The organism is Microbacterium sp. NPDC055312 (assembly GCF_053645675.1).
Window position 1 is genome coordinate 451,709 of sequence record NZ_JBSHMU010000001.1, and the last position, 20,923, is coordinate 472,631.

The 20,923-nt window shown below is 69.0% G+C and carries 15 protein-coding genes and 1 tRNA gene; 3 read left to right on the forward strand and 13 right to left on the reverse strand.

Features of this window, described 5'->3' with window-relative positions; genetic code table 11:
• Nucleotides 1-31 precede the first annotated feature (31 nt).
• Nucleotides 32-2,638: a DNA polymerase I gene (gene polA, locus ACWIDW_RS02225; protein ID WP_454123232.1), complete on the reverse strand. Its 2,607-nt coding sequence runs from the start codon at nt 2,636-2,638 to the stop codon at nt 32-34.
• Nucleotides 2,639-2,728: 90 nt separating this feature from the next.
• On the opposite strand from polA, the gene ACWIDW_RS02230 reads away from it, so the two are divergent.
• Nucleotides 2,729-3,133, forward strand: a complete 405-nt coding sequence (locus ACWIDW_RS02230; protein WP_454123234.1) for a hotdog fold thioesterase — start codon at nt 2,729-2,731, stop codon at nt 3,131-3,133.
• Between the two features lie 94 nt (nt 3,134-3,227).
• Here the strand turns inward: ACWIDW_RS02230 and ACWIDW_RS02235 are convergent, their stop codons facing one another.
• Nucleotides 3,228-3,845 (reverse strand): ANTAR domain-containing response regulator, encoded by a 618-nt coding sequence (locus ACWIDW_RS02235; RefSeq protein WP_071644465.1) that lies wholly within the window; start codon nt 3,843-3,845, stop codon nt 3,228-3,230.
• Nucleotides 3,846-3,937: 92 nt separating this feature from the next.
• On the opposite strand from ACWIDW_RS02235, the gene ACWIDW_RS02240 reads away from it, so the two are divergent.
• Together ACWIDW_RS02240 and ACWIDW_RS02245 are read left to right on the forward strand one after the other, a co-directional pair.
• A tRNA-Leu gene (locus ACWIDW_RS02240) sits at nt 3,938-4,020 on the forward strand.
• Between the two features lie 261 nt (nt 4,021-4,281).
• Entirely contained in the window at nt 4,282-6,864 is a 2,583-nt protein-coding gene (locus tag ACWIDW_RS02245; RefSeq protein WP_454122608.1) for a collagenase, read from the forward strand.
• A 28-nt stretch (nt 6,865-6,892) separates the two neighbouring features.
• Here ACWIDW_RS02245 and ACWIDW_RS02250 read toward each other — a convergent pair whose 3' ends face one another.
• The 11 genes from ACWIDW_RS02250 to ACWIDW_RS02300 all read right to left on the reverse strand — a co-directional run bounded on the left by ACWIDW_RS02250 (nt 6,893) and on the right by ACWIDW_RS02300 (nt 20,922).
• On the reverse strand, nt 6,893-7,570 hold the full coding sequence (locus tag ACWIDW_RS02250; protein ID WP_454122610.1) for a LuxR C-terminal-related transcriptional regulator: 678 nt from the start codon (nt 7,568-7,570) through the stop codon (nt 6,893-6,895).
• A 247-nt stretch (nt 7,571-7,817) separates the two neighbouring features.
• Nucleotides 7,818-8,489: an esterase/lipase family protein gene (locus tag ACWIDW_RS02255; protein ID WP_454122612.1), complete on the reverse strand. Its 672-nt coding sequence runs from the start codon at nt 8,487-8,489 to the stop codon at nt 7,818-7,820.
• A gap of 114 nt (nt 8,490-8,603) precedes the next feature.
• Nucleotides 8,604-10,052, reverse strand: coding sequence for a pyruvate kinase (gene pyk / locus ACWIDW_RS02260; protein ID WP_454123236.1), 1,449 nt, complete (start codon nt 10,050-10,052; stop codon nt 8,604-8,606).
• Nucleotides 10,053-10,108: 56 nt separating this feature from the next.
• Entirely contained in the window at nt 10,109-11,575 is a 1,467-nt protein-coding gene (locus ACWIDW_RS02265) for a glutamate synthase subunit beta (RefSeq protein WP_454122614.1), read from the reverse strand.
• Nucleotides 11,568-16,133 carry a glutamate synthase large subunit gene (gene gltB, locus ACWIDW_RS02270; protein ID WP_454122616.1) on the reverse strand — a complete coding sequence of 1,522 codons (4,566 nt, stop codon included), beginning with the start codon at nt 16,131-16,133 and terminating at the stop codon, nt 11,568-11,570. Before gltB ends, ACWIDW_RS02265 begins: the two co-directional genes overlap by 8 nt.
• A 131-nt stretch (nt 16,134-16,264) precedes the next feature.
• Complete coding sequence (gene lgt, locus ACWIDW_RS02275; protein ID WP_454122617.1) at nt 16,265-17,236, reverse strand: prolipoprotein diacylglyceryl transferase; 972 nt, start codon at nt 17,234-17,236, stop codon at nt 16,265-16,267.
• A gap of 10 nt (nt 17,237-17,246) precedes the next feature.
• Entirely contained in the window at nt 17,247-18,035 is a 789-nt protein-coding gene (trpA, locus tag ACWIDW_RS02280) for a tryptophan synthase subunit alpha (RefSeq protein ID WP_454122619.1), read from the reverse strand.
• Nucleotides 18,032-19,258, reverse strand: coding sequence for a tryptophan synthase subunit beta (gene trpB / locus ACWIDW_RS02285; RefSeq protein WP_454122621.1), 1,227 nt, complete (start codon nt 19,256-19,258; stop codon nt 18,032-18,034). The genes trpA and trpB overlap by 4 nt, the downstream gene beginning before the upstream one ends.
• Complete coding sequence (trpC, locus tag ACWIDW_RS02290) at nt 19,255-20,064, reverse strand: indole-3-glycerol phosphate synthase TrpC (protein WP_454122623.1); 810 nt, start codon at nt 20,062-20,064, stop codon at nt 19,255-19,257. The genes trpB and trpC overlap by 4 nt, the downstream gene beginning before the upstream one ends.
• Entirely contained in the window at nt 20,064-20,294 is a 231-nt protein-coding gene (locus tag ACWIDW_RS02295) for an HGxxPAAW family protein (protein WP_454122625.1), read from the reverse strand. The genes trpC and ACWIDW_RS02295 overlap by 1 nt, the downstream gene beginning before the upstream one ends.
• A 34-nt stretch (nt 20,295-20,328) precedes the next feature.
• A complete protein-coding gene (locus ACWIDW_RS02300; protein ID WP_454122627.1) occupies nt 20,329-20,922 on the reverse strand; it encodes a Trp biosynthesis-associated membrane protein in 594 nt (197 codons plus the stop codon).
• Nucleotide 20,923 lies beyond the last annotated feature (1 nt).

Sequence of the window (20,923 nt, forward strand, 5' to 3'; positions counted from 1 at the left end):
GCCTAACCCCGCACCCCCTCTGCGCAGGAGATCAGTGCGCGGCTTCGTTCCAGTCGCGGCCGCGTCCGACCTGCACGTCCAGCGGCACGGTCAGCTCTGCCGCGCCGGCCATGCGGTCGCGCACGATGCTCTCGACAGCGTCCCACTCCCCCGCGGCGACCTCGACGACGAGTTCGTCGTGGATCTGCAGCAGGGCGCGCGAGGCGAGCTCGCGCTCGCGCAGGTCTGCGTGGATCCGGTTCAGGGCGATCTTCATGATGTCGGCGGCGCTGCCCTGGATCGGCGCGTTCAGCGCCGCGCGCTCGGCGTTCTCGCGCAGTACGCGGTTGGGGCTCGCGAGGTCGGGGAACGGGCGCCGGCGCCCGAAGATCGTCTCGGTGTAGCCGTCTTCCTTCGCCTGCATAACCGATGCGCGCAGGTAGTCGCGCACGGCTCCGAAGCGGGCGAAGTACTCGAGCATCAGCTGCTTCGCCTCGGACTGCTCGATGCGCAGCTGCTTCGACAGTCCGAACGCGCTGAGGCCGTAGACGAGACCGTACGACATGGCCTTCACCTTCGTGCGCATCGCCGAGGTCACCTCTTCGGGCTCCACACCGAACACCCGCGCGCCGACGAACCGGTGCAGATCCTCACCCGAGTTGAACGCCTCGATGAGACCAGGATCACCCGACAGGTGCGCCATGATGCGCATCTCGATCTGCGAGTAGTCGGCGGTCAGCAGCGTCTCGTACCCCTCGCCGACCTGGAACGCGCTGCGGATGCGACGGGATTCCTCGGTGCGCACGGGGATGTTCTGCAGATTCGGATCGGTGCTCGACAGGCGTCCGGTCTGGCTGCCGGTCTGCACGTAGGTGGTGTGGATGCGGTGATCGTCGCCGATCGCCGTGTCGAGCGTCTCGATGATCTGACGCAGCTTGGTCGCCTCGCGGTGCTGCAGCAGCAGCGCGAGGAAGGGGTGCGGGTTCGTCTCCTGCAGATCGGCCAGCACCGCGGCATCCGTCGAATACCCCGTCTTGGTCTTGCGGGTCTTCGGCAGCTGCAGGTCTTCGAACAGCACCTCCTGCAGCTGCTTCGGTGAGCCGAGGTTGAACTCGCGCCCGACGAGCGCGAACGCCTCGGCGGCGAGCACGTCGGTGCGGGCGAGCAGCTCGCCCGAGAAGGTCGAGAGCACGTCGTGCGACACCGACACACCCGCGGACTCCATGTCGGCCAGGGCGATGACCGCGGGCAGCTCGATGTCGGTCAGCACGGTCGCGACCGATCCGGGCATCGCCTCGCGGATCGCGACCGCCGTGCGCAGCGTGAACCACGCCTCCTGCGCGGGGGTGGCCCCGTCGGTCTCGGGCACCAGCTGGGTGGGGTCGGCCTCGGGGAGCTTCTCATCGAGGTAGCGACCGACGAGGTGCGCGAGCGTCTTGTCGGGGAAGCTCGGGCGCATGAGCCAGCCGGCGAGCAGGGTGTCGTGGGCGAGTCCGCCCAGCCGGATGCCGTTGCGCAGCAGCGCCTTGACCTGCGGCTTCGCGTCGTTCAGCACCTTCGGCGCGTCGGATTCGAGCCAGGCGGTGAGAGCCTCAGCCGTCTCGGGGCTCCAGCTGCATTCGCGCAGCTCGGTCTCGGTGGCCACGCCGACGCGGGTGATCGCCCCGCTGACGAGCGTGAGCAGCAGACCCACCTCGGCCTTCTGCTCTCCGAGCCAGGCGGCGAGCTCGGCGGCGGATGCTTCGGTCGGCGCCGGCACGTCGACGGCGGGCTCGTCGTGAACCGGCTCGTCGGGAGCACCCGCAGCCTCGAAGACGCGGGGCAGCAGCGTGCGGAACTCGAGGCGCGCGAAGATGTCTCGCACCGCCTGCGCGTCGATCGGCTTGACGACCAGCTCGGCCGGAGCGACGGGCAGCTCGACGTCGTCGAGCAGGCGGTTGAGCTTGCGGTTGCGGCGCACGACGTCGAGGTGCTCGCGCAGGTTGCCGCCGACGACGCCCTTGATCTCGTCGGCGCGGGCCAGCAGCTCGTCGAGGCTGCCGAACTGCGTGAGCCACTTGACGGCCGTCTTCTCACCGACCTTCGGAACGCCGGGCAGGTTGTCGCTCGTCTCGCCGACGAGCGCGGCGATGTCGGGGTACTGCTCGGGCCGCACGCCGTAGCGCTCGTGCACGGTGACGGGGTCGTACCGCTTGAGCTGCGACACGCCCTGCACCGACGGGTACAGCAGCGTGACGTCGTCGTTCACGAGCTGGATCGTGTCGCGGTCGCCCGAGACCACCAGCACGTCGTACCCCTGCTCGGACCCCTGCTTCGCGAGCGTGGCGAGGATGTCGTCGGCTTCGACGCCCTCCTGCGTGAGCACGGGGATCGACATCGCGGCCAGGCAGTCCTGCAGCAGGGGGATCTGGCCCTTGAACTCACTCGGCGTCTCGGAGCGCGTCGCCTTGTACTCGGGGTACTCCTCGGTGCGGAACGAGTGGCGTGACGTGTCGAAGGCGATCGCCATGTGCGTCGGCTTCTCGGCCTTGATCAGGTTGACCAGCATCGAGAGGAAACCGTAGATGGCGTTCGTGTGCTGGTTGTCCTTCGTGGTGAAATTCTCGACCGGGAGGGCGAAGAATGCCCGGTACGCGAGTGAATGGCCGTCGACGACCATGAGGGTAGGCTTTGCGGAGTCCGTCACCCTGCAAGCCTAACGAGGGCGACGGACACGTGCTGAGGAGGAGCATTGAGCGAGCAGACCGAGATGACCGGCCTGGAGTGGGCCACGCACCGCGGCATGGGGGCGCTGGCAGAGAAGATGGGCATCGAGTTCACCGAGTTCTCGGTGCAGCGCAGTGTCGCCACGATGCCGGTGGAGGGCAACACCCAGCCGGTCGGCCTGCTGCACGGCGGTGCCTACGTCGTACTGGGCGAGTCCCTCGGATCGATGTCGGCGAACCTGCACGCCGGGCCCGGCCGTCTCGCGGTCGGCATCGACATCAACGCGACACACACCAGGTCTGCGACCTCGGGAACCGTCACCGGCGTCTGCACTCCGATCCACCTCGGACGGAGCATGACCGTGCACGAGATCGTCGTCACCGACGACCAGGGCCGGCGCTGCTCGACCATCCGCATCACGAACCTGATCAAGACCGTCGACGCCTGACGGAGAAGCGCTGAGACGGCGAAACGCTGAAACGGCCCCCGACGTCACGTCGGGGGCCGTTTCGCTGTGCGGGCCGATGCGGCTCAGACAGAAGTCATTTCTTGGGAGCGAGCTGCTCGATGATCGCCTTGGCGACGTCCTGCATGGTGAGCCGGCGATCCATCGACGCCTTCTGGATCCAGCGGAACGCCTCGGGCTCACTCAGCCCCATCTTCTCGTTCAGCAGTCCCTTGGCACGGTCGACGAGCTTGCGGGTCTCGAAGCGCTCGACCATGTCGGCGACCTCGGCCTCGAGCGTGATGATCTGCTCGTGACGGGCCAGCGCGATCTCGATGGCGGGCAGCAGGTCGTTCGGCGTGAACGGCTTGACGACGTACGCGAGGGCTCCAGCCTCGCTCGCACGCTCGACGAGCTCCTTCTGGCTGAACGCGGTGAGCAGCACGACGGGCGCGATGTTCGCCTTGTGCAGCTTCTCGGCGGCGCTGATGCCGTCGAGCTGGGGCATCTTCACGTCCATGACGACGAGGTCGGGTCGCAGCTCGGTGGCCAGCTGCACGGCGGTCTCGCCGTCGCCTGCCTCACCGACGACGTCGAATCCGTTGTCGCGCAGGATCTCGACGATGTCGAGGCGGATCAGCGACTCATCCTCAGCGACGACGACGCGACGCGGGGCGGATGCCGTGGGCTGCTCAGGCTGCTCTTGCTCAGTCACCCGTCCATCCTAGTCGAACTGCGACCTGGCGGCGGATGCGCGCGCACGGCACGGCGCACCGGCTGCGCTACAGTCGTATGCGCAGTGTGCCGGCCGGCGTGGCGGAATGGCAGACGCGGAGCACTCAAAATGCTCTGTCCGAGAGGGCGTGTGGGTTCGAGTCCCACCGCCGGCACATGCGCAGGAGGGCCGTCCCGGAAGGGCGGCCCTCCTGCATTCTCGTCGTCCGCTGGCGATTTCGCGACAGCCGTCGACCCCCTGACGGTGGCGCTTTTCGGACGTTGAGCACGCATTTCCCGCTGTGTCACAGTGTCGGCGGGAGGCGGCTGCACCACGCTCCGTCCCATACCGGAGCGGACTCGCGTGCACCTCCTCCCCGATGAGACCAGGTGCCAGGGGTCTCCGGTCTCCCCACGATGGCAGGAAGAAGGACACGATGACACAACGAATGATGCACCGGGGAGCGACGATGCTCCTCAGCATCGCGGTCTGCGCGGGGCTCGCCCTCACCGCGCCGGCGGCCGCGTTCGGCAGCACACCTGCCGCAGCCCCTACCCCAGACGACTCCGACACGGCGCCGTCATACATCTCAGGACTCGTCGACCCGCAGAGCGCAGAGCAGACCTCCGCCGTCCCGCCGGTCTCGGCGAACACCGATGCGCTGCGCAGCGTGGTCGGCGAGGCGGATGCCCAACCGGAGCGTCCCTCGATGCAGACGCGCGCGACCGCGAAGGGTATCGCGGCTGTCTGCACCGCAGCCGACTTCGCGCAGGCCTCAGGACAGGCTCTGGTCACTTTAATCAAGGGCAGCACGACCGACTGCGTCAACACGCTGTTCTCGGTCAAGGGCTCGCAGGCGGCGTCCATATTCACGGAGTCGAAGATGGTCGCGGCGGCGAACGGCCTACGCACCGTCGCCCAGTCCTACACCGGCGACAACTCCGCCTCGGCGGCCCAGCTCGTGCTGTTCCTGCGCGCCGGGTACTACGTGCAGTACTACAACTCCTCGAGCGTCCCCGCCTTCGGGACCGCCCTGCGCACCGCGGTCAGCGCGGCGCTGGACCAGTTCTTCGACCACCCGCGGTCGAAGGACGTCACCGACGCCAACGGCGAGACCCTGTCTGAGGCGATCACCCTGATCGACTCGGCGGAGCTCAACGACCGGTACATCCACGTCGTCAAGCGACTGCTCACCGACTACAGCGCCGGCTACAACTCGTCGTGGTGGATGCTGAACGCGGTCAACGGCACGTTCACCGTGCTGTTCCGCGGCCACCAGGTGCCCGCCTTCGTGCAGAAGGTCGCCTCGGACACCTCGCTTCTCACCACGCTCAAGGACTTCGCCCTGGGACACACCGATCTGCTGGCCGGTGAGAACGCTTACCTGGTCACCAACGCCGGCCGCGAACTCGGCCGGTTCCTCGGCGACGCGCCCATCAAGGCTGCGGCGAAGCCGCTCGTGAGGGCGGTGCTCGACCGGACCTCGCTCGACGGACCCACCTCGGGTCTGTGGGTGGCGCTCGCCGAGATGGCGGACTGGTACGACAAGACCGACTGCGGCTACTACGGCACCTGCAACCTGCAGGAGCGTATCGAAGCCAAGGTGCTGCCGATCACCCACGTGTGCAGCCCGAGCATCACGATCCGCGCCCAGGACATGAACGCGCAGCAGCTGTCCGCCAGCTGCGCGAGCCTGAACGCTCAGGACGCGTACTTCCACGCCGTTGCCAAGGACCCAGGCCCTGTGCCTGGAGACGTGAACACGAAGATCGAGGTCGTCGTGTTCGATTCGAGCACCGACTACCAGACCTACGCGGGCACGCTGTTCGGCATCGACACGAACAATGGCGGCATGTACCTCGAGGGTGACCCGACCAAGACGAACAACAAGGCCCGCTTCATCGCCTACGAGGCCGAGTGGCTGCGCCCTGAGTTCGCGATCTGGAACCTGAACCACGAGTACACGCACTACCTCGACGGTCGCTTCAACATGCACGGCGACTTCACCGAGAACATCTCGACTCCCACGATCTGGTGGGTCGAGGGCTTCGCCGAGTACATCTCGTACCACTACCGTCAGATGCCGTATACGGCGGCGCAGCAGCTGGCAGCAACAGGGCAGTACAAGCTCAGCCAGCTGTTCGACACCACGTACGACCACGACACCGATCGCATCTACCGGTGGGGCTACCTGGCGGTGAGCTTCATGCTGAACAAGCACCCGATCGAGATGCAGGCGGTGCTGGGCAACTACCGGTCGGGAAACTGGAATGCAGCTCGCAGCTACCTGAAGAACAGCATCGGCACCACGTACGACGCCGAGTTCACCGCCTTCCTCGCCGAGTGCGCGCAGGGCAACTGCTCTGCTGACCTCGGCGGCGGCGGTGAGCCGCCCCGGAACCAGGCGCCGACGGCGGCGTTCACCGTCGCGACCAACGGCCTCACTGCGACCTTCACGGACGGGTCGAGCGACCCGGACGGTCAGATCGCGAGCCGCGCCTGGGACTTCGGCAACGGCAGGACGTCGACTGAGAAGAACCCGTCGGTGACCTACGCGCAGGCCGGATCATTCACCGTCGCCTTGACCGTGAAGGATGACAAGGGCGCGACCGCCACGACGACGCGCACGGTCACCGTGAAGATGCCCGACACCGGCAATCCTGACCCCGGTGGCGACACCTGGACCGTACCGGTGTGCGCCGACGCAGACACCCGCTTGCTCGGTCAGGCGTGTGGACGGATGGGACTGACGGCCAAGAAGGGTGAATCCCGCTACCTCATGGTCTGGGTGCCCGCCGGCACTCCCCGCCTGACCATCACGTCGGGTGGCGGGAGCGGTGACGCCAACCTGTACGTCAGCCACTACGGCTGGCCGAGCCCGCAGAGCCACGTGGCGCGCTCGACCAACTCGGGCAACGGCGAACAGGTCGTGGTCGAGTGGCCGGCATCGGGCTGGAACTACGTCGCGCTGCACGGAGTCAAGGACTTCGCGAACGTGAGCGCGGTCGCCCACTACTGAACCACGCGCCCTGTTCCGGGCGTGAGGATCACCGCGGCGCGGATCCCGGCGAGAGATCGTCGAGGTCCGCGCCGTCGCCGTCCACCGCGTCTTGGTTGAAAGCAGGAAGCAGCCGTGCGACCCGCAGGCCGAGCTGGAAACGACCACGCGCACTCAGCCGCAGCTGCATCGCGTGGATCTGACGCTGCACAGTGCGGGCGCTCACGCCCAGCGAGCGCGCGATGCTGGCATCGGTGCGGCCCAGCACGAGGTAGCGGAGGATCTGGATCTGCTCGGCGCTGAGCAGACCGACAGCATGAGGTCTCGACTCGGTCACCGGCAGAGCGCGCTCCCACACGGTGTCGAACAGGTCGCAGAAGTAGGACACCACCGCGGGATGCGCCGAGCGGAATCCGAGGTGCTCGCTGTCGGGGTAGCCTTTCGCGATCACGAGTACCTCGCTGCGGTCGCGGATGAGTACCCGAGAGGGGACGTGGTCGGCCACACGCGCGTCCTCGCCCTGCGCGATGGCGCTGAGCGTGGCCTCCAGATGGGCGTCCTCGTCGAAGATCCAGGTCGTGTACACCACGCGGTATCGCACGCCGGTGGCGAGAGCCACCGACTGCGAGGGACTCTGACCCAGCGTCTCAGCGCAGTAGTCGCCGTTGTCGAGGGCGTCGATCGAATCCGTGGCGGCGAGCTGCAGTTCGCCGAACAGCTCGGTCACCTCGGCATGCGACCGGAGCGCCGTCCCCAATGAACCGCCAGCCGGGCCGAGGAGGGGCGGCGCAAAGGCCGGGTCGCCGTTCGCGCGAGCCGTACGCAGGACGGCTTCGATTCGATCCAAGAGCTCGAGAACATCCATCGGCACGCCTTCGTCTGTGGAATATCACTCGATTATGCCAACGGGGCAACGTCGGTGCCCGCCATGACGTCTTTACGACAGGGCCGGCGACGGGTGCCGGAAGGCCCCGTCAGCCGGCCAGCGCGGCGAGCTCGGCCATCACCCTCGGGTGGGCGAGCACACGGAAGTGGCCTCCGGTGTCGAGCCGCACGTTCTTCGCGCCGGGCAGCTCGCTGCCCTCGGGGATGTGCGGGTCGAAGCGTGCGTAGACCGACACGATCCGCGCGTCGGCGTCGCGCTGCGCCGCAAGAGCCGCGATCGAGGGGTCTCGCGGTGACAGCGCGCGCAGGCTGCGGGTGAGCATCAGGCGGGCGTAGCGCGATCCGCCGAACGGGGTCGCGACGGCCAGCATCCCGCGCACCCGCGAGCCCTCCGGACCGAGCATCGCGAGCTTGCCTGCGAGACCGCCCTTGCTGTGGGCGAGCAGCACCACGTCACGCAGATCGTGCTCGGCGAGATACGCTCCCACCCGGTCAGCCATCTCGGATATCGGGCTCAGGTTGCGCGAAAGCTGCTCGACCACGTGCACGGGATGCCCGTCGCGATGTGCGTGCTCGATCAGCGGTCGCATGAACCGCCAGCTCTCGTAGATGCCGGGGAGCACCACGATCGGCACCCCGGCGCCGCCCCCGTACGTCTCGGCCCTGTTGCGATCGCCGAACGCGCGCAGCTGCCACAGCACGGCGTAGGCGTAGTCCTGCGCCCACCAGATCGCCCTGTGCAGCAGCCCGGTCACCCGCATCCGTCTTCCCGCATCCGCGTTTTCGACGTCATCCTCGCACCGTATCGCGTCTCACACACACGAGCGCCGAGGGGCGGACCCGTCGGGCCCGCCCCTCGGCGTTCGAAAAGCTGCTCAGACTCCGGACTTGTAGACCGGGGCCGCCCCGCCGACGGCATCCCCGACCTTGTGGACGCGGATGTCGTTGGTCGAGCCGATGATCCCGGGAGGGGATCCGGAGATGACGACGATCTGATCGCCTTCCTTCGCGAGCCCGCTGCCGAGCAGGTACTCGTCGGCCTGGCGGTACATCGAGTCGGTGTGCTGCACCATCTCGACCAGGTTCGACTGGATGCCCCAGGTCATGGCCATGCGGCGGCGGATGCCCGGCTCGGGCGTGAACGCGATCATCGGGATGCGCGGCCGCAGCCGCGACAGACGGCGTGCCGAGTCACCCGACTGCGTGAAGACGCACAGGTACTTCGCCCCGACGAACTCCGCCACCTCCAGCGCCGCGAGCGTGATCGCGCCACCCTGGGTGCGGGGCTTCGTGTTCAGCGGCGAGATGCGCTCGAGACCGTGCTCCTCGGTCGACTCGATGATCCGCGCCATCGTCTCCACGACGACGATGGGGTACTCCCCCACGCTCGTCTCGCCCGAGAGCATGACCGCGTCCGCGCCGTCGAGGACGGCGTTGGCGACGTCGGAGGTCTCGGCGCGGGTGGGCACCGGGCTCGAGATCATCGATTCGAGCATCTGCGTCGCCACGATGACCGGCTTCGCGTTGCGGCGGGCGAGCTCGACCGCGCGCTTCTGCACGATCGGGACGGCCTCGAGGGGCAGCTCGACACCCAGGTCGCCACGGGCCACCATGATCCCGTCGAACGCGTCGACGATCTCCTCGAGGGCTTCGACGGCCTGCGGCTTCTCGATCTTGGCGATGACGGGGATGCGCACACCCTCTTCCGCCATGATCTCGTGCACGCGCTCCACGTCGGTGGCGTTGCGCACGAACGACAGGGCGATGACGTCGGCGCCGATGCGCAGACCCCAGCGCAGGTCGTCCTCGTCCTTCTCGCTCAGAGCGGGGACGTTGACGGCGACACCCGGCAGGTTGATGCCCTTGTTGTTCGACACCGCACCGGCGACGATGACCTTCGTGGTGACGACGGTGCCGTCGGTCTCGACGACCTCCACACGCACCTTGCCGTCGTCGATCAGCAGGAAGTCGCCCGGCTTGACGTCGTGCGGCAGGCCCTTGAACGTCGTGCCGCAGATCTCGCGGTTGCCGATGATGTCTTCGGTGGTGATCTTGAAGATGTCGCCGACCTCGAGCTCGTACGGTCCGTCCTCGAAGCGACCGAGCCGGATCTTCGGCCCCTGCAGGTCGACCAGGATCGCGACAGCACGCCCGGAGTCCTCGGCCGCCCGACGGACGTTCGAGTAGTTGGCCTCGTGCACCGAGTAGTCACCGTGGCTGAGGTTCAGGCGTGCGACGTCCACACCGGCTTCGATCAGGGCACGGACCTTCTCATAGGTCGAGGTTGCAGGGCCGAGTGTGGCGACGATCTTCGCGCGTCTCAACATCATCTCCAGGGTAAGAGGGCATAAATCAACATGGCGACGTTGCCGCGCTCAGCCTACGCGGGCTGAACGCTGAACGCGACATCTGTGACCGCCACCGGCGCGGGCAGCACGGTTGCACCCATCAGGTGCCGGTCGATCGCCGCGGCCGCCGAGCGGCCTTCGGCGATCGCCCAGACGATGAGGGACTGCCCTCGTCCGGCATCACCTGCCACGAACAGGCCGGGGATCGCGGTCGCGTACTCGCCGTCTCGCTGCAGGCCGCCGCGCTCGGTGACCACGGGCGCGGTGTCGCCGCCGTACGATGCGGTCTCGGGGCCGGTGAACCCCATGGCGATGAGCACGAGCTCGGCGGGGATCTCGCGCTCGGTGCCGCCGCGCGGCACGCGACGCCCGTCGACGTACTCGGTCTCCGCGACCCGCACCGCGCGCACGCGGCCGTCCGCGTCGCCGAGGAACTCCACGGTGGATGCGAGGTAGGTGCGCTCCCCGCCCTCCTCGTGCGCGGACTGCACTTCGAACAGCGTGGGCATGGTCGGCCACGGCTGCTCGTCGGACCTCACCGTGCCGGGCTGCTTTCCGATCGCGAGGTTGGTCACGCTGCGGGCACCGTGCCGGTGCGCGGTTCCGATGCAGTCGGCACCGGTGTCACCGCCGCCGATCACGATGACGTGCTTGCCGGCCGCGGTGATCTGGTCGGCGACCTCGTCTCCGGCCCCGACGCGGTTCGAGGGCACGAGGTAGTCCATGGCGAAGTGCACGCCGTCGAGGTCCCGTCCGGGGATCGGGAGGTCGCGCGGCACCGTCGCACCCGTGGCGATCAGCACGGCGTCGTAGCGGCCGCGCAGCTCGTCCCACGACAGGTCCCGGCCGATCTCCACACCGGGGCGGAAGCGGGTGCCCTCCTCCTCCATCTGTCGCAGGCGGATGTCGAGGTGGCGCTTCTCCATCTTGAAGTCCGGGATGCCGTAGCGCAGCAGTCCGCCGATGCGGTCGTCGCGCTCGAACACCACCACGGTGTGCCCCGCTCTGGTCAGCTGCTGGGCCGCGGCGAGACCGGCGGGTCCCGACCCGACGACGGCGACCGTGCGGCCGGTGAGACGCTGCGGCGGCTGCGGCTCGACCCAGCCCTGCTCGAACGCCTCGTCGATGATCGAGACCTCGATCTGCTTGATCGTGACCGCGGGCTGGTTGATCCCGAGCACGCACGCGCTCTCGCACGGCGCCGGGCACAGCCTGCCGGTGAACTCCGGGAAGTTGTTGGTGGCGTGCAGCCGTTCGATCGCCGCGCGGTCGGCACCGCGCCAGGTCAGGTCGTTCCACTCCGGGATGAGGTTGCCCAGCGGGCACCCGGAATGGCAGAACGGCACACCGCAGTCCATGCAGCGGCCCGCCTGGCGCTTCAGCACGGCCCGGTCGCCCGGCTCGTAGACCTCTTTCCAGTCCATGATCCGAACGGGCACCGGCCGACGGGCCGGCAGCTCGCGTTCGGTCGTCTTCAGAAAGCCCTTGGGGTCAGCCACCGGTCACCTCCAGGATCCGGTCCCAGATGACGTCGCCGTCGGGGTCGAGCCCCGCGGCGGCCGCCTCCTGGCGCATGGTGCGAACCGCCGCGTAGTCGCGCGGCAGCACCTTCGTGAATTCGTTGATGACGCTCTCGAAGTCGTCCAGCAGAGCGGATGCCAGCGGCGACGCCGTCCGTTCGACGTGCTCGACGAGCAGTTCGCGCAGCACCTCGGCGTCGTCGCGTTCGAGAGCGGTGAGCAGCAGCTCTCCGCTCTGCAGCGCCTGGCTGTTCACCCGCGCCTCGCTCAGCCCGCGCACATACGCGACCCCGCCGGACATCCCGGCGCCGAGGTTGCGGCCGGTGTCGCCGAGGATGACCGCGACGCCGCCGGTCATGTACTCCAGCGCGTGGTCTCCGACCGCCTCGACGACCGCGGTCGCTCCGGAGTTGCGCACGAGGAACCGCTCCCCCACCACACCCGAGATGTACATGCTGCCGCTGGTCGCGCCGTAGCCGATCACGTTGCCCGCGATGACGTTGCGGTGCGGCTCGAACCGGGCATCCCGATCCGGACGGATCGTGATGTCGCCGCCCGACAGACCTTTGCCGACGTAGTCGTTGGCGTCGCCCTCGAGACGAAGCACGATGCCCGGCGGCAGGAACGCTCCGAGCGACTGGCCGGCCGTGCCGTGCAGGGTGATGTCGATCGTTCCGCGCGGAAGACCCGCCGCGCCGTGACGCGCCGTGACATGGTGACCGAGCATCGTGCCGACGGCGCGCTCGGTGTTGCGGATGGGCAGCTCGATGACGACCGGCAGCGCGCTGTCGAGGGCGTCGGTCGCGTGGGCGAGCAGCGCCGCGTCGAAGTGCTTCTCGAGCTCGTGGTCCTGCGCTCTCGCGCTGCGCCTGGGCTCTCCGGCGGGGAACGCCGGCCCCTCGAGGATCGGGGTGAGATCGAGTCCGTCGGCCTTCCAGTGCCGCACGGCCGGATCGGTGCGCAGCAGATCGTGCCGGCCGATGATCTCGTCGATCGAGCGGAACCCGAGGGCGGCGAGCAGCTCACGCACCTCCTCGGCGATGAACTCCATGAAGTTCACCACGAACTCCGGCTTGCCGGTGAAGCGCTGACGCAGCACCGGATTCTGGGTCGCCACGCCGACCGGGCAGGTGTCGAGGTGGCACACCCGCATCAGGATGCAGCCGCTGACGACCAGGGGCGCCGTCGCGAAGCCGAACTCCTCCGCTCCCAGCAGCGCGCCGATGATCACGTCGCGGCCGGTCTTCAGCTGCCCGTCGACCTGCACCACCACGCGATCGCGCATGCCGTTGAGCATGAGCGTCTGCTGCACCTCGGCCAGGCCCAGCTCCCACGGCGTGCCGGCGTGCTTCAGCGAGTTCAGCGGGCTCGCGCCGGTGCCGCCGTCGTGGCCCGACACGAGCACGACGTCGCTGAGCGCCTTCGCGACGCCTGCCGCGACCGCCCCGATGCCCGATTGGCTGACGAGCTTGGTGTGGATGCGCGCCTTCGGGTTGGCGCGTTTCAGGTCGAAGATCAGCTGCTTGAGATCTTCGATCGAGTAGATGTCGTGATGCGGCGGCGGGGAGATGAGCCCCACACCCGGGGTCGCGTGGCGGGTGCGAGCCACCCACGGGTACACCTTCTGCGGCGGCAGCTGCCCGCCCTCGCCCGGTTTGGCTCCCTGCGCGAGCTTGATCTGCAGGTCGTCGGCCTCGGTGAGGTACTGGCTGGTCACGCCGAACCGACCCGACGCGACCTGCTTGATGGCGCTGCGCCGCTCGGGATCCGTGAGGCGCTCGGGGTCCTCACCGCCCTCCCCCGTGTTCGACTTCGCTCCGAGGCGGTTCATCGCGATGGCGAGCGTCTCGTGCGCCTCCTGCGATATCGACCCGTAGCTCATCGCGCCGGTCGAGAACCGCTTCACGATCGCGCTGACCGGCTCGACCTCGTCGAGGGGCACCGGGGGCCGCTCGCCGGTGCGCAGCTCGAACAGTCCGCGCAGGGTCTTCAACTCGCGTGCCTGGTCGTCGACCAGGCGGGTGTACTCGCGGAAGATGTCGTACCGGCGGGTGCGGGTGGCGTGCTGCAGCCGGAACACCGTCTCCGGGTTGAACAGGTGCGGTGAGCCGTCGCGCCGCCACTGGTACTCGCCGCCGGTCCACAGGCGCTCGTGCGCACGCGGCGCGGCGTCCTGCGGGTAGGCGTGGTCGTGACGCTTCTGGTTCTCGGCGAAGACGTCGTCGATGCCGATGCCGCCGAGCTTGGTCTCGGTGCCGGTGAAGTAGCGGTCGACGAACCCCTGGCTGAGGCCGATGGCCTCGAACACCTGCGCGCCGGCGTACGACGAGACCGTCGAGATGCCCATCTTCGACATGATCTTCAGCACGCCCTTGCCGAGCGCGTGGATCAGGTTGTGCACGGCCTCGTCGGGGGCGATCCCGGTGATGAATCCGGTGCGCGCGAGATGCTCCACCGTCTCCATCGCGAGATACGGGTTCACCGCGGCGGCGCCGTACCCGATCAGCGTGGCGACGTGGTGCACCTCGCGCACGTCGCCGGCCTCGACGATCAGGCCGACGCGCATGCGCGTCTCCCGGCGGATGAGGTGGTGGTGCACGGCCGAGAGCATCAGCAGCGACGGGATCGGCACGCGATCCTTGTCGGAGTCGCGGTCGGAGAGGATGAGGAACTCGGCGCCGCGCTCGATCGCGGCATCCGCCTCGGCGCACATCGCCGCGAGCCGCTCGGGCAGCGACTGCGGGCCGGCGTCGAAGTGGTACAGCCCGGAGATCGTCGCACTCGAGCGACCGGGAAGGGCGCGGCCGACGTGCTTGATCTTGGCGAGCTCGTCGTTGTCGATCACCGGGAAGTCGAGGCTGACGGTGCGCGCGTGCTCGGGACCCCACTCCAGCAGGTTCAGCTGCGGCCCGAGGCCGAGCCGCAGACTGGTGACGACCTCTTCGCGGATGGCGTCGAGCGGCGGGTTGGTGACCTGCGCGAACTGCTGCACGAAGTAGTCGAACAGCAGCCGCGGGCGCTCGCTGAGCACCGCGATCGGCGTGTCGCTGCCCATCGCGCCGAGCGGCTCGGCGCCGGTCTGCCCCATCGGGGTGAGCAGCACCTTCACCTCCTCCTCGGTGTAGCCGAAGGTGCGCTGGCGGCGGGTGATGGATGCCGCGGGATGCACGATGTGCTCGCGCTCCGGCAGATCCGCGAGGCGCACCGCGCCGGCATCCAGCCACTCCTGCCACGGATGCAGGGTCGCGAGCTCATGCTTGATCTCGGCATCCTCGACGATCCGGCGCTGCGCGGTGTCGACGAGGAACAGGTGACCGGGCCGCAGCCGGCCGCGCCGCTTGATCCGCTCCGGTGCGAACTCGAGCACCCCGGTCTCGCTGCCGATGACGACCAGTCCGTCGACCGTCTCGGTCCATCGGCCCGGGCGCAGGCCGTTGCGGTCCAGAGTCGCGCCCACCTGGGTGCCGTCGGTGAAGATGAGCGCGGCGGGGCCGTCCCACGGCTCCATCTGGATGTCGTGGAACTCGTAGAACGCGCGCAGGTCGGGATCGATGTCGGCCTGCTTCTCCCACGCCTCCGGGACCATCATCATGATCGCGTGCGGCAGGCTGCGCCCGGTGAGGGTGAGCAGCTCGAGGACTTCGTCGAACGACGCCGAGTCGCTCGCGCTGTCACTGCAGATCGGCAGCAGCGGGCGGATGTCGCCGAGCAGGTCGGAGCGCAGTTGGGACTGCCGGGCCCGCATCCAGTTGCGGTTGCCGCCGACCGTGTTGATCTCGCCGTTGTGCGCCAGCATGCGCAGCGGCTGCGCGAGTGGCCACGACGGGAACGTGTTCGTCGAGTAGCGCGAGTGCACGACCGCGAGTTCGGACGCGAAGCGCTCGTCGTGCAGGTCGGGGTAGAACGGCTCGAGCTGCAGCGTGGTGAGCATGCCCTTGTAGCCGAGCGTGCGGCACGACAGCGAGACGAAGTAGGCGCCGAGCTCGTGTTCGGCGCGCTTGCGCAGCCGGTAGGCGAACCGGTCGAGGGTCAGCGGCGAGCCGGCGCTCGCGCCGGGGATGCTGACGAACAGCTGCTCGAACGCCGGGCGGGCCTCGTCGGCGAGCGTGCCGAGGTGCTCATTGGCGGTGGGGACCACTCGCCATCCGAGCACGTCCAGGCCTTCGGCGGCGGCGATGCGCTCGATGCCGGCCTTCTGCTCGCGGCGGGCGCTCGACTCCCGAGGGAGGAACGCGAGTCCTGCGGCGTACTCGCCTGCAGGGGGGAGATCGAAGGAGACGACCTCTCGGAGGAACGCGTCGGGCATCTGGGTGAGGATGCCCGCGCCGTCGCCGGTGCCGGCATCAGAGCCGATCGCACCGCGGTGTTCCAGGTTGCGCAGCGCCTCGAGCGCCAGCGCGATGATGTCATGGCCGGGTTCCCCGCGGAGCGTCGCGACCATGGCCAGGCCGCAGGCATCCTTCTCGTGGGCGGGGTTGTACAGACCCTGCTTCGGGGGGTAGGCGCCGGAGGCGCCGTAGGGAGGCTGGAAGTACACCAGTCACCGTCCTCAGATTTCAAGTGAACCCGGGGACATCATCGGCCCGTGCGTTCAGTGCGATCTCTCGCGCGGAAGGAGGGTCCGGGCGGACCCCCACGTGACGGGAGCAGTGCTTGTGGCGATGGCTCCTAGTTGGCTTCGGTCGAGACGGGAGGCTCGCTCACGTCGACGAAGTCGGAGGAATTGTCCTGCGATTCTACATCCGCGGTCTCGGGTTCCCGACCGCGCACGTACGGCGACGGCTCGACTCCGGTGTGGCGACGGGTCTGCACGATGAAGATGACGATGCCGACGATGACGCCGATGATCGCAGCCCAGACGTTGCTGCGCAGCCCGAGCAGGACCTCGCTCGGGTCGATCCGGATGGACTCCCACACGATGCGGCCGGCGCTGTACCAGATCAGGTAGAGCGCGAACAGCTTGCCCCACTGCAGGCGGAAGCGGTGACCGGCCCAGAGCAGCACGAGCACGCCGAGTCCGTTCCAGAGCACCTCGTAGAGGAACGTGGGGTGGAACAGCGTGCCCTCGGCGAGGCCGGCGGGGAACGACGGGTTGGTGGACTCGATCTCGAGTCCCCACGGCACGTCGGTGGGCAGGCCGAAGAGCTCGTGGTTGAACCAGTTGCCGAAGCGGCCCATCGCCTGCGCGAGCAGGATGCCGGGGGCGAGAGCGTCGGCGAACGTCCAGAACCGGATGCCGGTCCACTTGCAGCCGAGCCAGGCGCCGACCGCGCCGCCGAGCAGCGAGCCGAAGATGGCGATGCCGCCCTCCCAGATCGCCCACACCGAGCCGTACTCGAACGGGTTCCACGGGTTCCTGCCCGGACCGAAGTAGAAGTTCGGGTGGGTGAGCACGTGGAAGATGCGCGCGCCGATGATGCCGAGCGGCACGGCGATGATCGCGATGTCGATCACGACCCACTTCTCGGCGCCGCGCTTCGTGAGCCGGTGGTTGGTCAGCAGCACGGCGGCGATGATGCCCGCGATGATGCACAGCGCGTAGAAGTGGATCGTCAGCGGGCCGATCTGGAAGCTGCTCTCCGGCGGGCTCGGGATGCTCGCAGGCACGACGGACAGGCTGCTGAAGGGCGCGAAGGGCATGAGAGAGATCCTAGTATCGCGTCGGCGTGCCGCCGGCGAGGGTTCTGGTGGTTTCGGCGAGGGCGTCGAGCCCGCCGTCGCGGAGCGCCTTGACGAGCGCGGTGCCGACGATGGCGCCGTCGGCGTACTCGACGACGCCCGCGACCTGCTCGGCGTTCGAGATTCCGATGCCGACGCAGGCGCGCACGTCACCGCGGGCGCGCATGCGCTCGACGAGGGTGCGGGCGGCCAGGTCGAGCGCCGCGCGCTCCCCCGTGATGCCCATCGTCGAGACGGTGTACACGAAGCCGGTCGACGACGAGATCACCAGGTCGAGACGCTCGTCGCTCGAGGTCGGGGCTGCGAGGAAGATCCGGTCCAGGCCGGTGCGCTTGCTCGCCTCGATCCACTCGCCCGCCGACTCCGGCGTGATGTCGGGGGTGATCAGACCCGCGCCGCCGGCGGCGAGCAGGTCGTCGGCGTAGCGGTCGACGCCGTACTGCATCACGGGGTTCCAGTACGTCATGACGACGACGGGCACGTCGGTCTCGTCGGTGATCGCCTTGACGGCCGTGAAGAGATCGCGCATCCGGAAGCCGTTCGCGAGCGCGTGCTGCGTCGCCTCCTGGATCACCGCGCCGTCCATCACCGGGTCGGAGTAGGGCGGACCGAGTTCGATGATGTCGACGCCGTTGCGGGCGAGGGTGAGAGCGGCCTGGATGCTCGTGTCGAGATCCGGGAAGCCCACCGGCAGGTAGCCGATGAATGCGCCTCGTCCCGCCTCGTGCGCCTTGCGGATGGCATCCTCGACCCGGCTCACTCCGTGCCCTCCTCAGCGTCGCGCGCCGTGGCGTCGTACAGCTCGAAGTACCGTGCCGCGGTGTCCATGTCCTTGTCGCCACGGCCCGAGAGGCAGATCGCGATGAGTCCGTCAGGGCCGAGCTCGCGACCGATGCGCAGGGCACCCGCGAGGGCGTGCGCCGACTCGATCGCCGGGATGATGCCCTCGGTCCTGCTGAGCAGCCGGAGAGCCTGCATGGCCTCGTCGTCGGTCGCGGGGATGTACTCGGCGCGGCCGATGGCGCTGAGCCACGAGTGCTCGGGCCCGACGCCGGGATAGTCGAGACCTGCGGAGATCGAGTGGGACTCGGTGGTCTGTCCGTCTTCGTCCTGCAGGACGTACGTCTTCGCGCCGTGCAGCACACCCGGGCGCCCGCGTCCGATCGACGCCGCGTGGCGCGGCGTGTCGACGCCGTCGCCGGCCGCCTCGACGCCGTAGAGCTTCACGTCCTGATCGTCGAGGAACGCGTCGAACATGCCGATGGCGTTCGAGCCGCCGCCGACGCAGGCGACGACCGCATCGGGCAGCCGACCGGCCTCGGCGAGCAGCTGCTCGCGGGCCTCTTCGCCGATGATCTTCTGGAAGTCGCGCACCATGGCGGGGAACGGATGCGGTCCCGCCGCCGTGCCGAAGATGTAGTTGGTCGTCTCGACGCTCGCGACCCAGTCGCGGTACGCGTCGTTGATGGCATCCTTCAGGGTGCGGGAGCCGGTGGTCACCGCCACCACCTCGGCGCCGAGCAGACGCATGCGGGCGACGTTCAGCGCCTGACGTTCGGTGTCGACCTCGCCCATGTAGATCGTGCAGTCCAGGCCGAACAGCGCGGCGGCCGTCGCGGTCGCGACACCGTGCTGACCGGCGCCGGTCTCGGCGATCACGCGGGTCTTGCCGAGACGCTTCGTCAGCAGCGCCTGCCCGAGCACGTTGTTGATCTTGTGCGAACCGGTGTGGTTGAGATCCTCCCGCTTGAGGAACACGCGTGCACCGCCGGCGTGCTCGGCGAATCGCGGCACCTCCGTGATCGGCGAGGGGCGCCCGGCGTACGAGTGCAGAAGCGTCGCGAGCTCGGAGCGGAAGGCGGGGTCGGCGACCGCGTCCTCGTAGGCGGCGGTGAGCTCGTCGATCGCGGCGACGAGCGACTCGGGCATGTACCTGCCGCCGAAGTCGCCGAAGAACGGCCCGTGCTGATCGCGCAGACTCACTTCGTCTCCGTTCTGTCGCGCACCGGTGTGTCTCCGGCGGCGAGGAATGCGTTGAGGGTGTCGACCGGGTCGCCCGTGACGAGCGCCTCGCCGATGAGCACCACGTCGGCACCGGCCTGCCGGTACCGGGTGACGTCGTCGGGGTGCAGCACGGCGGACTCGGCGATGCGGATCGCCGAATCGGGGATCCGGTCGGAGAGCCGGGCGAACAGGTCGCGGTCGAGCTCGAGGGTGTGCAGGTTGCGGGCGTTGACTCCGATGAGGTCGGCGCCCAGATCGATGGCGACCTCCAGCTCCTCGGCGGAGTGCGTCTCGACGAGCGGGGTCATCCCGAGTTCGATGATGAGGCTGTGCAGCTCGGTGAGGACGGCCCGTGACAGCCCGGCGACGATGAGCAGCACGAGGTCGGCGCCGGCGGCGCGCGCCTCGAACACCTGGTACGGGGTGGCGATGAAGTCCTTGCGCAGCACGGGCACCGAGACCCGGGCGGTGACCGCCTCGAGGTCGGCGAGGCTGCCGCCGAAACGGCGTTCCTCGGTGAGCACGCTGATCGCCGATGCGCCGCCCTGCTCGTACAGCGAGGCCTGCAGCGCAGGGTCGGGGATCTCGGCAAGCGCACCGCGCGACGGGCTGGCGCGCTTGACCTCGGCGATGATCTTCACCCGGTCCGCCGGGGCGAGTGCCGAGAGGGCATCGAGGGCGGCGGGACGCGCGGCGGCGTCGCGCTCGACCACGGCGAGCGGACGCGACAGCGCGCGACGCTCGGCATCCTCCACGGCGCCGGCCGTCAGGTCGGCGAGGACCATCAGTGCGCCTTCGGTGCGTACTTCGGGCCCTTCACACCCCAGCCGGCCTTCGCCATCACCCAGCCGACGATCGCACCGATCACCACGATGACGGCGCTGACCCAGACGCCGACGGGCTGCTCGAGGCAGAAGAAGACCGTGCCGGCGGTGAAGCCGACGAGCATGATCACGACGGCGGTCCAGGCAGCAGGCGAGTGTCCGTGGCCGGGATCGGCGATCGGGTTGGTCATGTTCTCCTCCGGGTGGCTAGGCGATGCTGACAGTCTATCGGGCCGAGTCCGTCGGATCGGTGCCGTGCGACAGCTCGTCCCACGAATCGACCGAGTCGAGCGGACCCGAGCCGTGGTGGGTGCTCTCGGCGGTGGAACGGTAGCGACGCCCGCCGGCCGGCCAGCGGCGTGCGGTGACGAGCACGAAGACGGATGCCAGGCCGAGCACGACCCAGCACAGCAGGGCGATCGCAGGCCACGGAGTCGACGTCACACCGGCCACCACCTCGCCCACCGACTCCGCGCCACCCAGGCCGGTGACCTCGGTGACCGCCGGTGCGACCGCCGCGAGCGGCGCCGATCCGACCAGCGGCACGGTGCCGAGGATCAGAGCGACCGCGGCGCCGACGCCGAGCACGGCGAGGATGTGGCGCAGCACGGGGCCGGCGATCGAGAGGGCGGCGCCCATCGCGAGCACCGCCAGCGACAGTGGGGCGAGCAGCGGGAAGAGCACGGCCCCGGTGACCGTGAGGGTCTCCCCCGCATCGGCGCGCTGCACCGTCGCCCACACCTGGGTCGAGGAGATGATCCCGATGCCTCCGGTGAGCAGGAATGCGAGGACCCCGAGCATCCGGGCGCGGCGCAGCACG

What these genes read in the sequence shown, in the direction of transcription:
- polA (WP_454123232.1), bottom strand. Translation starts at nt 2,638, where the DNA reads ATGGTCGTCGACGGCCATTCACTCGCGTACCGGGCATTCTTCGCCCTC.
- ACWIDW_RS02230 (WP_454123234.1), top strand. Translation starts at nt 2,729, where the DNA reads ATGACCGGCCTGGAGTGGGCCACGCACCGCGGCATGGGGGCGCTGGCA.
- ACWIDW_RS02245 (WP_454122608.1), top strand. Translation starts at nt 4,282, where the DNA reads ATGACACAACGAATGATGCACCGGGGAGCGACGATGCTCCTCAGCATC.
- ACWIDW_RS02255 (WP_454122612.1), bottom strand. Translation starts at nt 8,489, where the DNA reads ATGCGGGTGACCGGGCTGCTGCACAGGGCGATCTGGTGGGCGCAGGAC.
- lgt (WP_454122617.1), bottom strand. Translation starts at nt 17,236, where the DNA reads ATGCCCTTCGCGCCCTTCAGCAGCCTGTCCGTCGTGCCTGCGAGCATC.
- trpC (WP_454122623.1), bottom strand. Translation starts at nt 20,064, where the DNA reads ATGGTCCTCGCCGACCTGACGGCCGGCGCCGTGGAGGATGCCGAGCGT.
- ACWIDW_RS02295 (WP_454122625.1), bottom strand. Translation starts at nt 20,294, where the DNA reads ATGACCAACCCGATCGCCGATCCCGGCCACGGACACTCGCCTGCTGCC.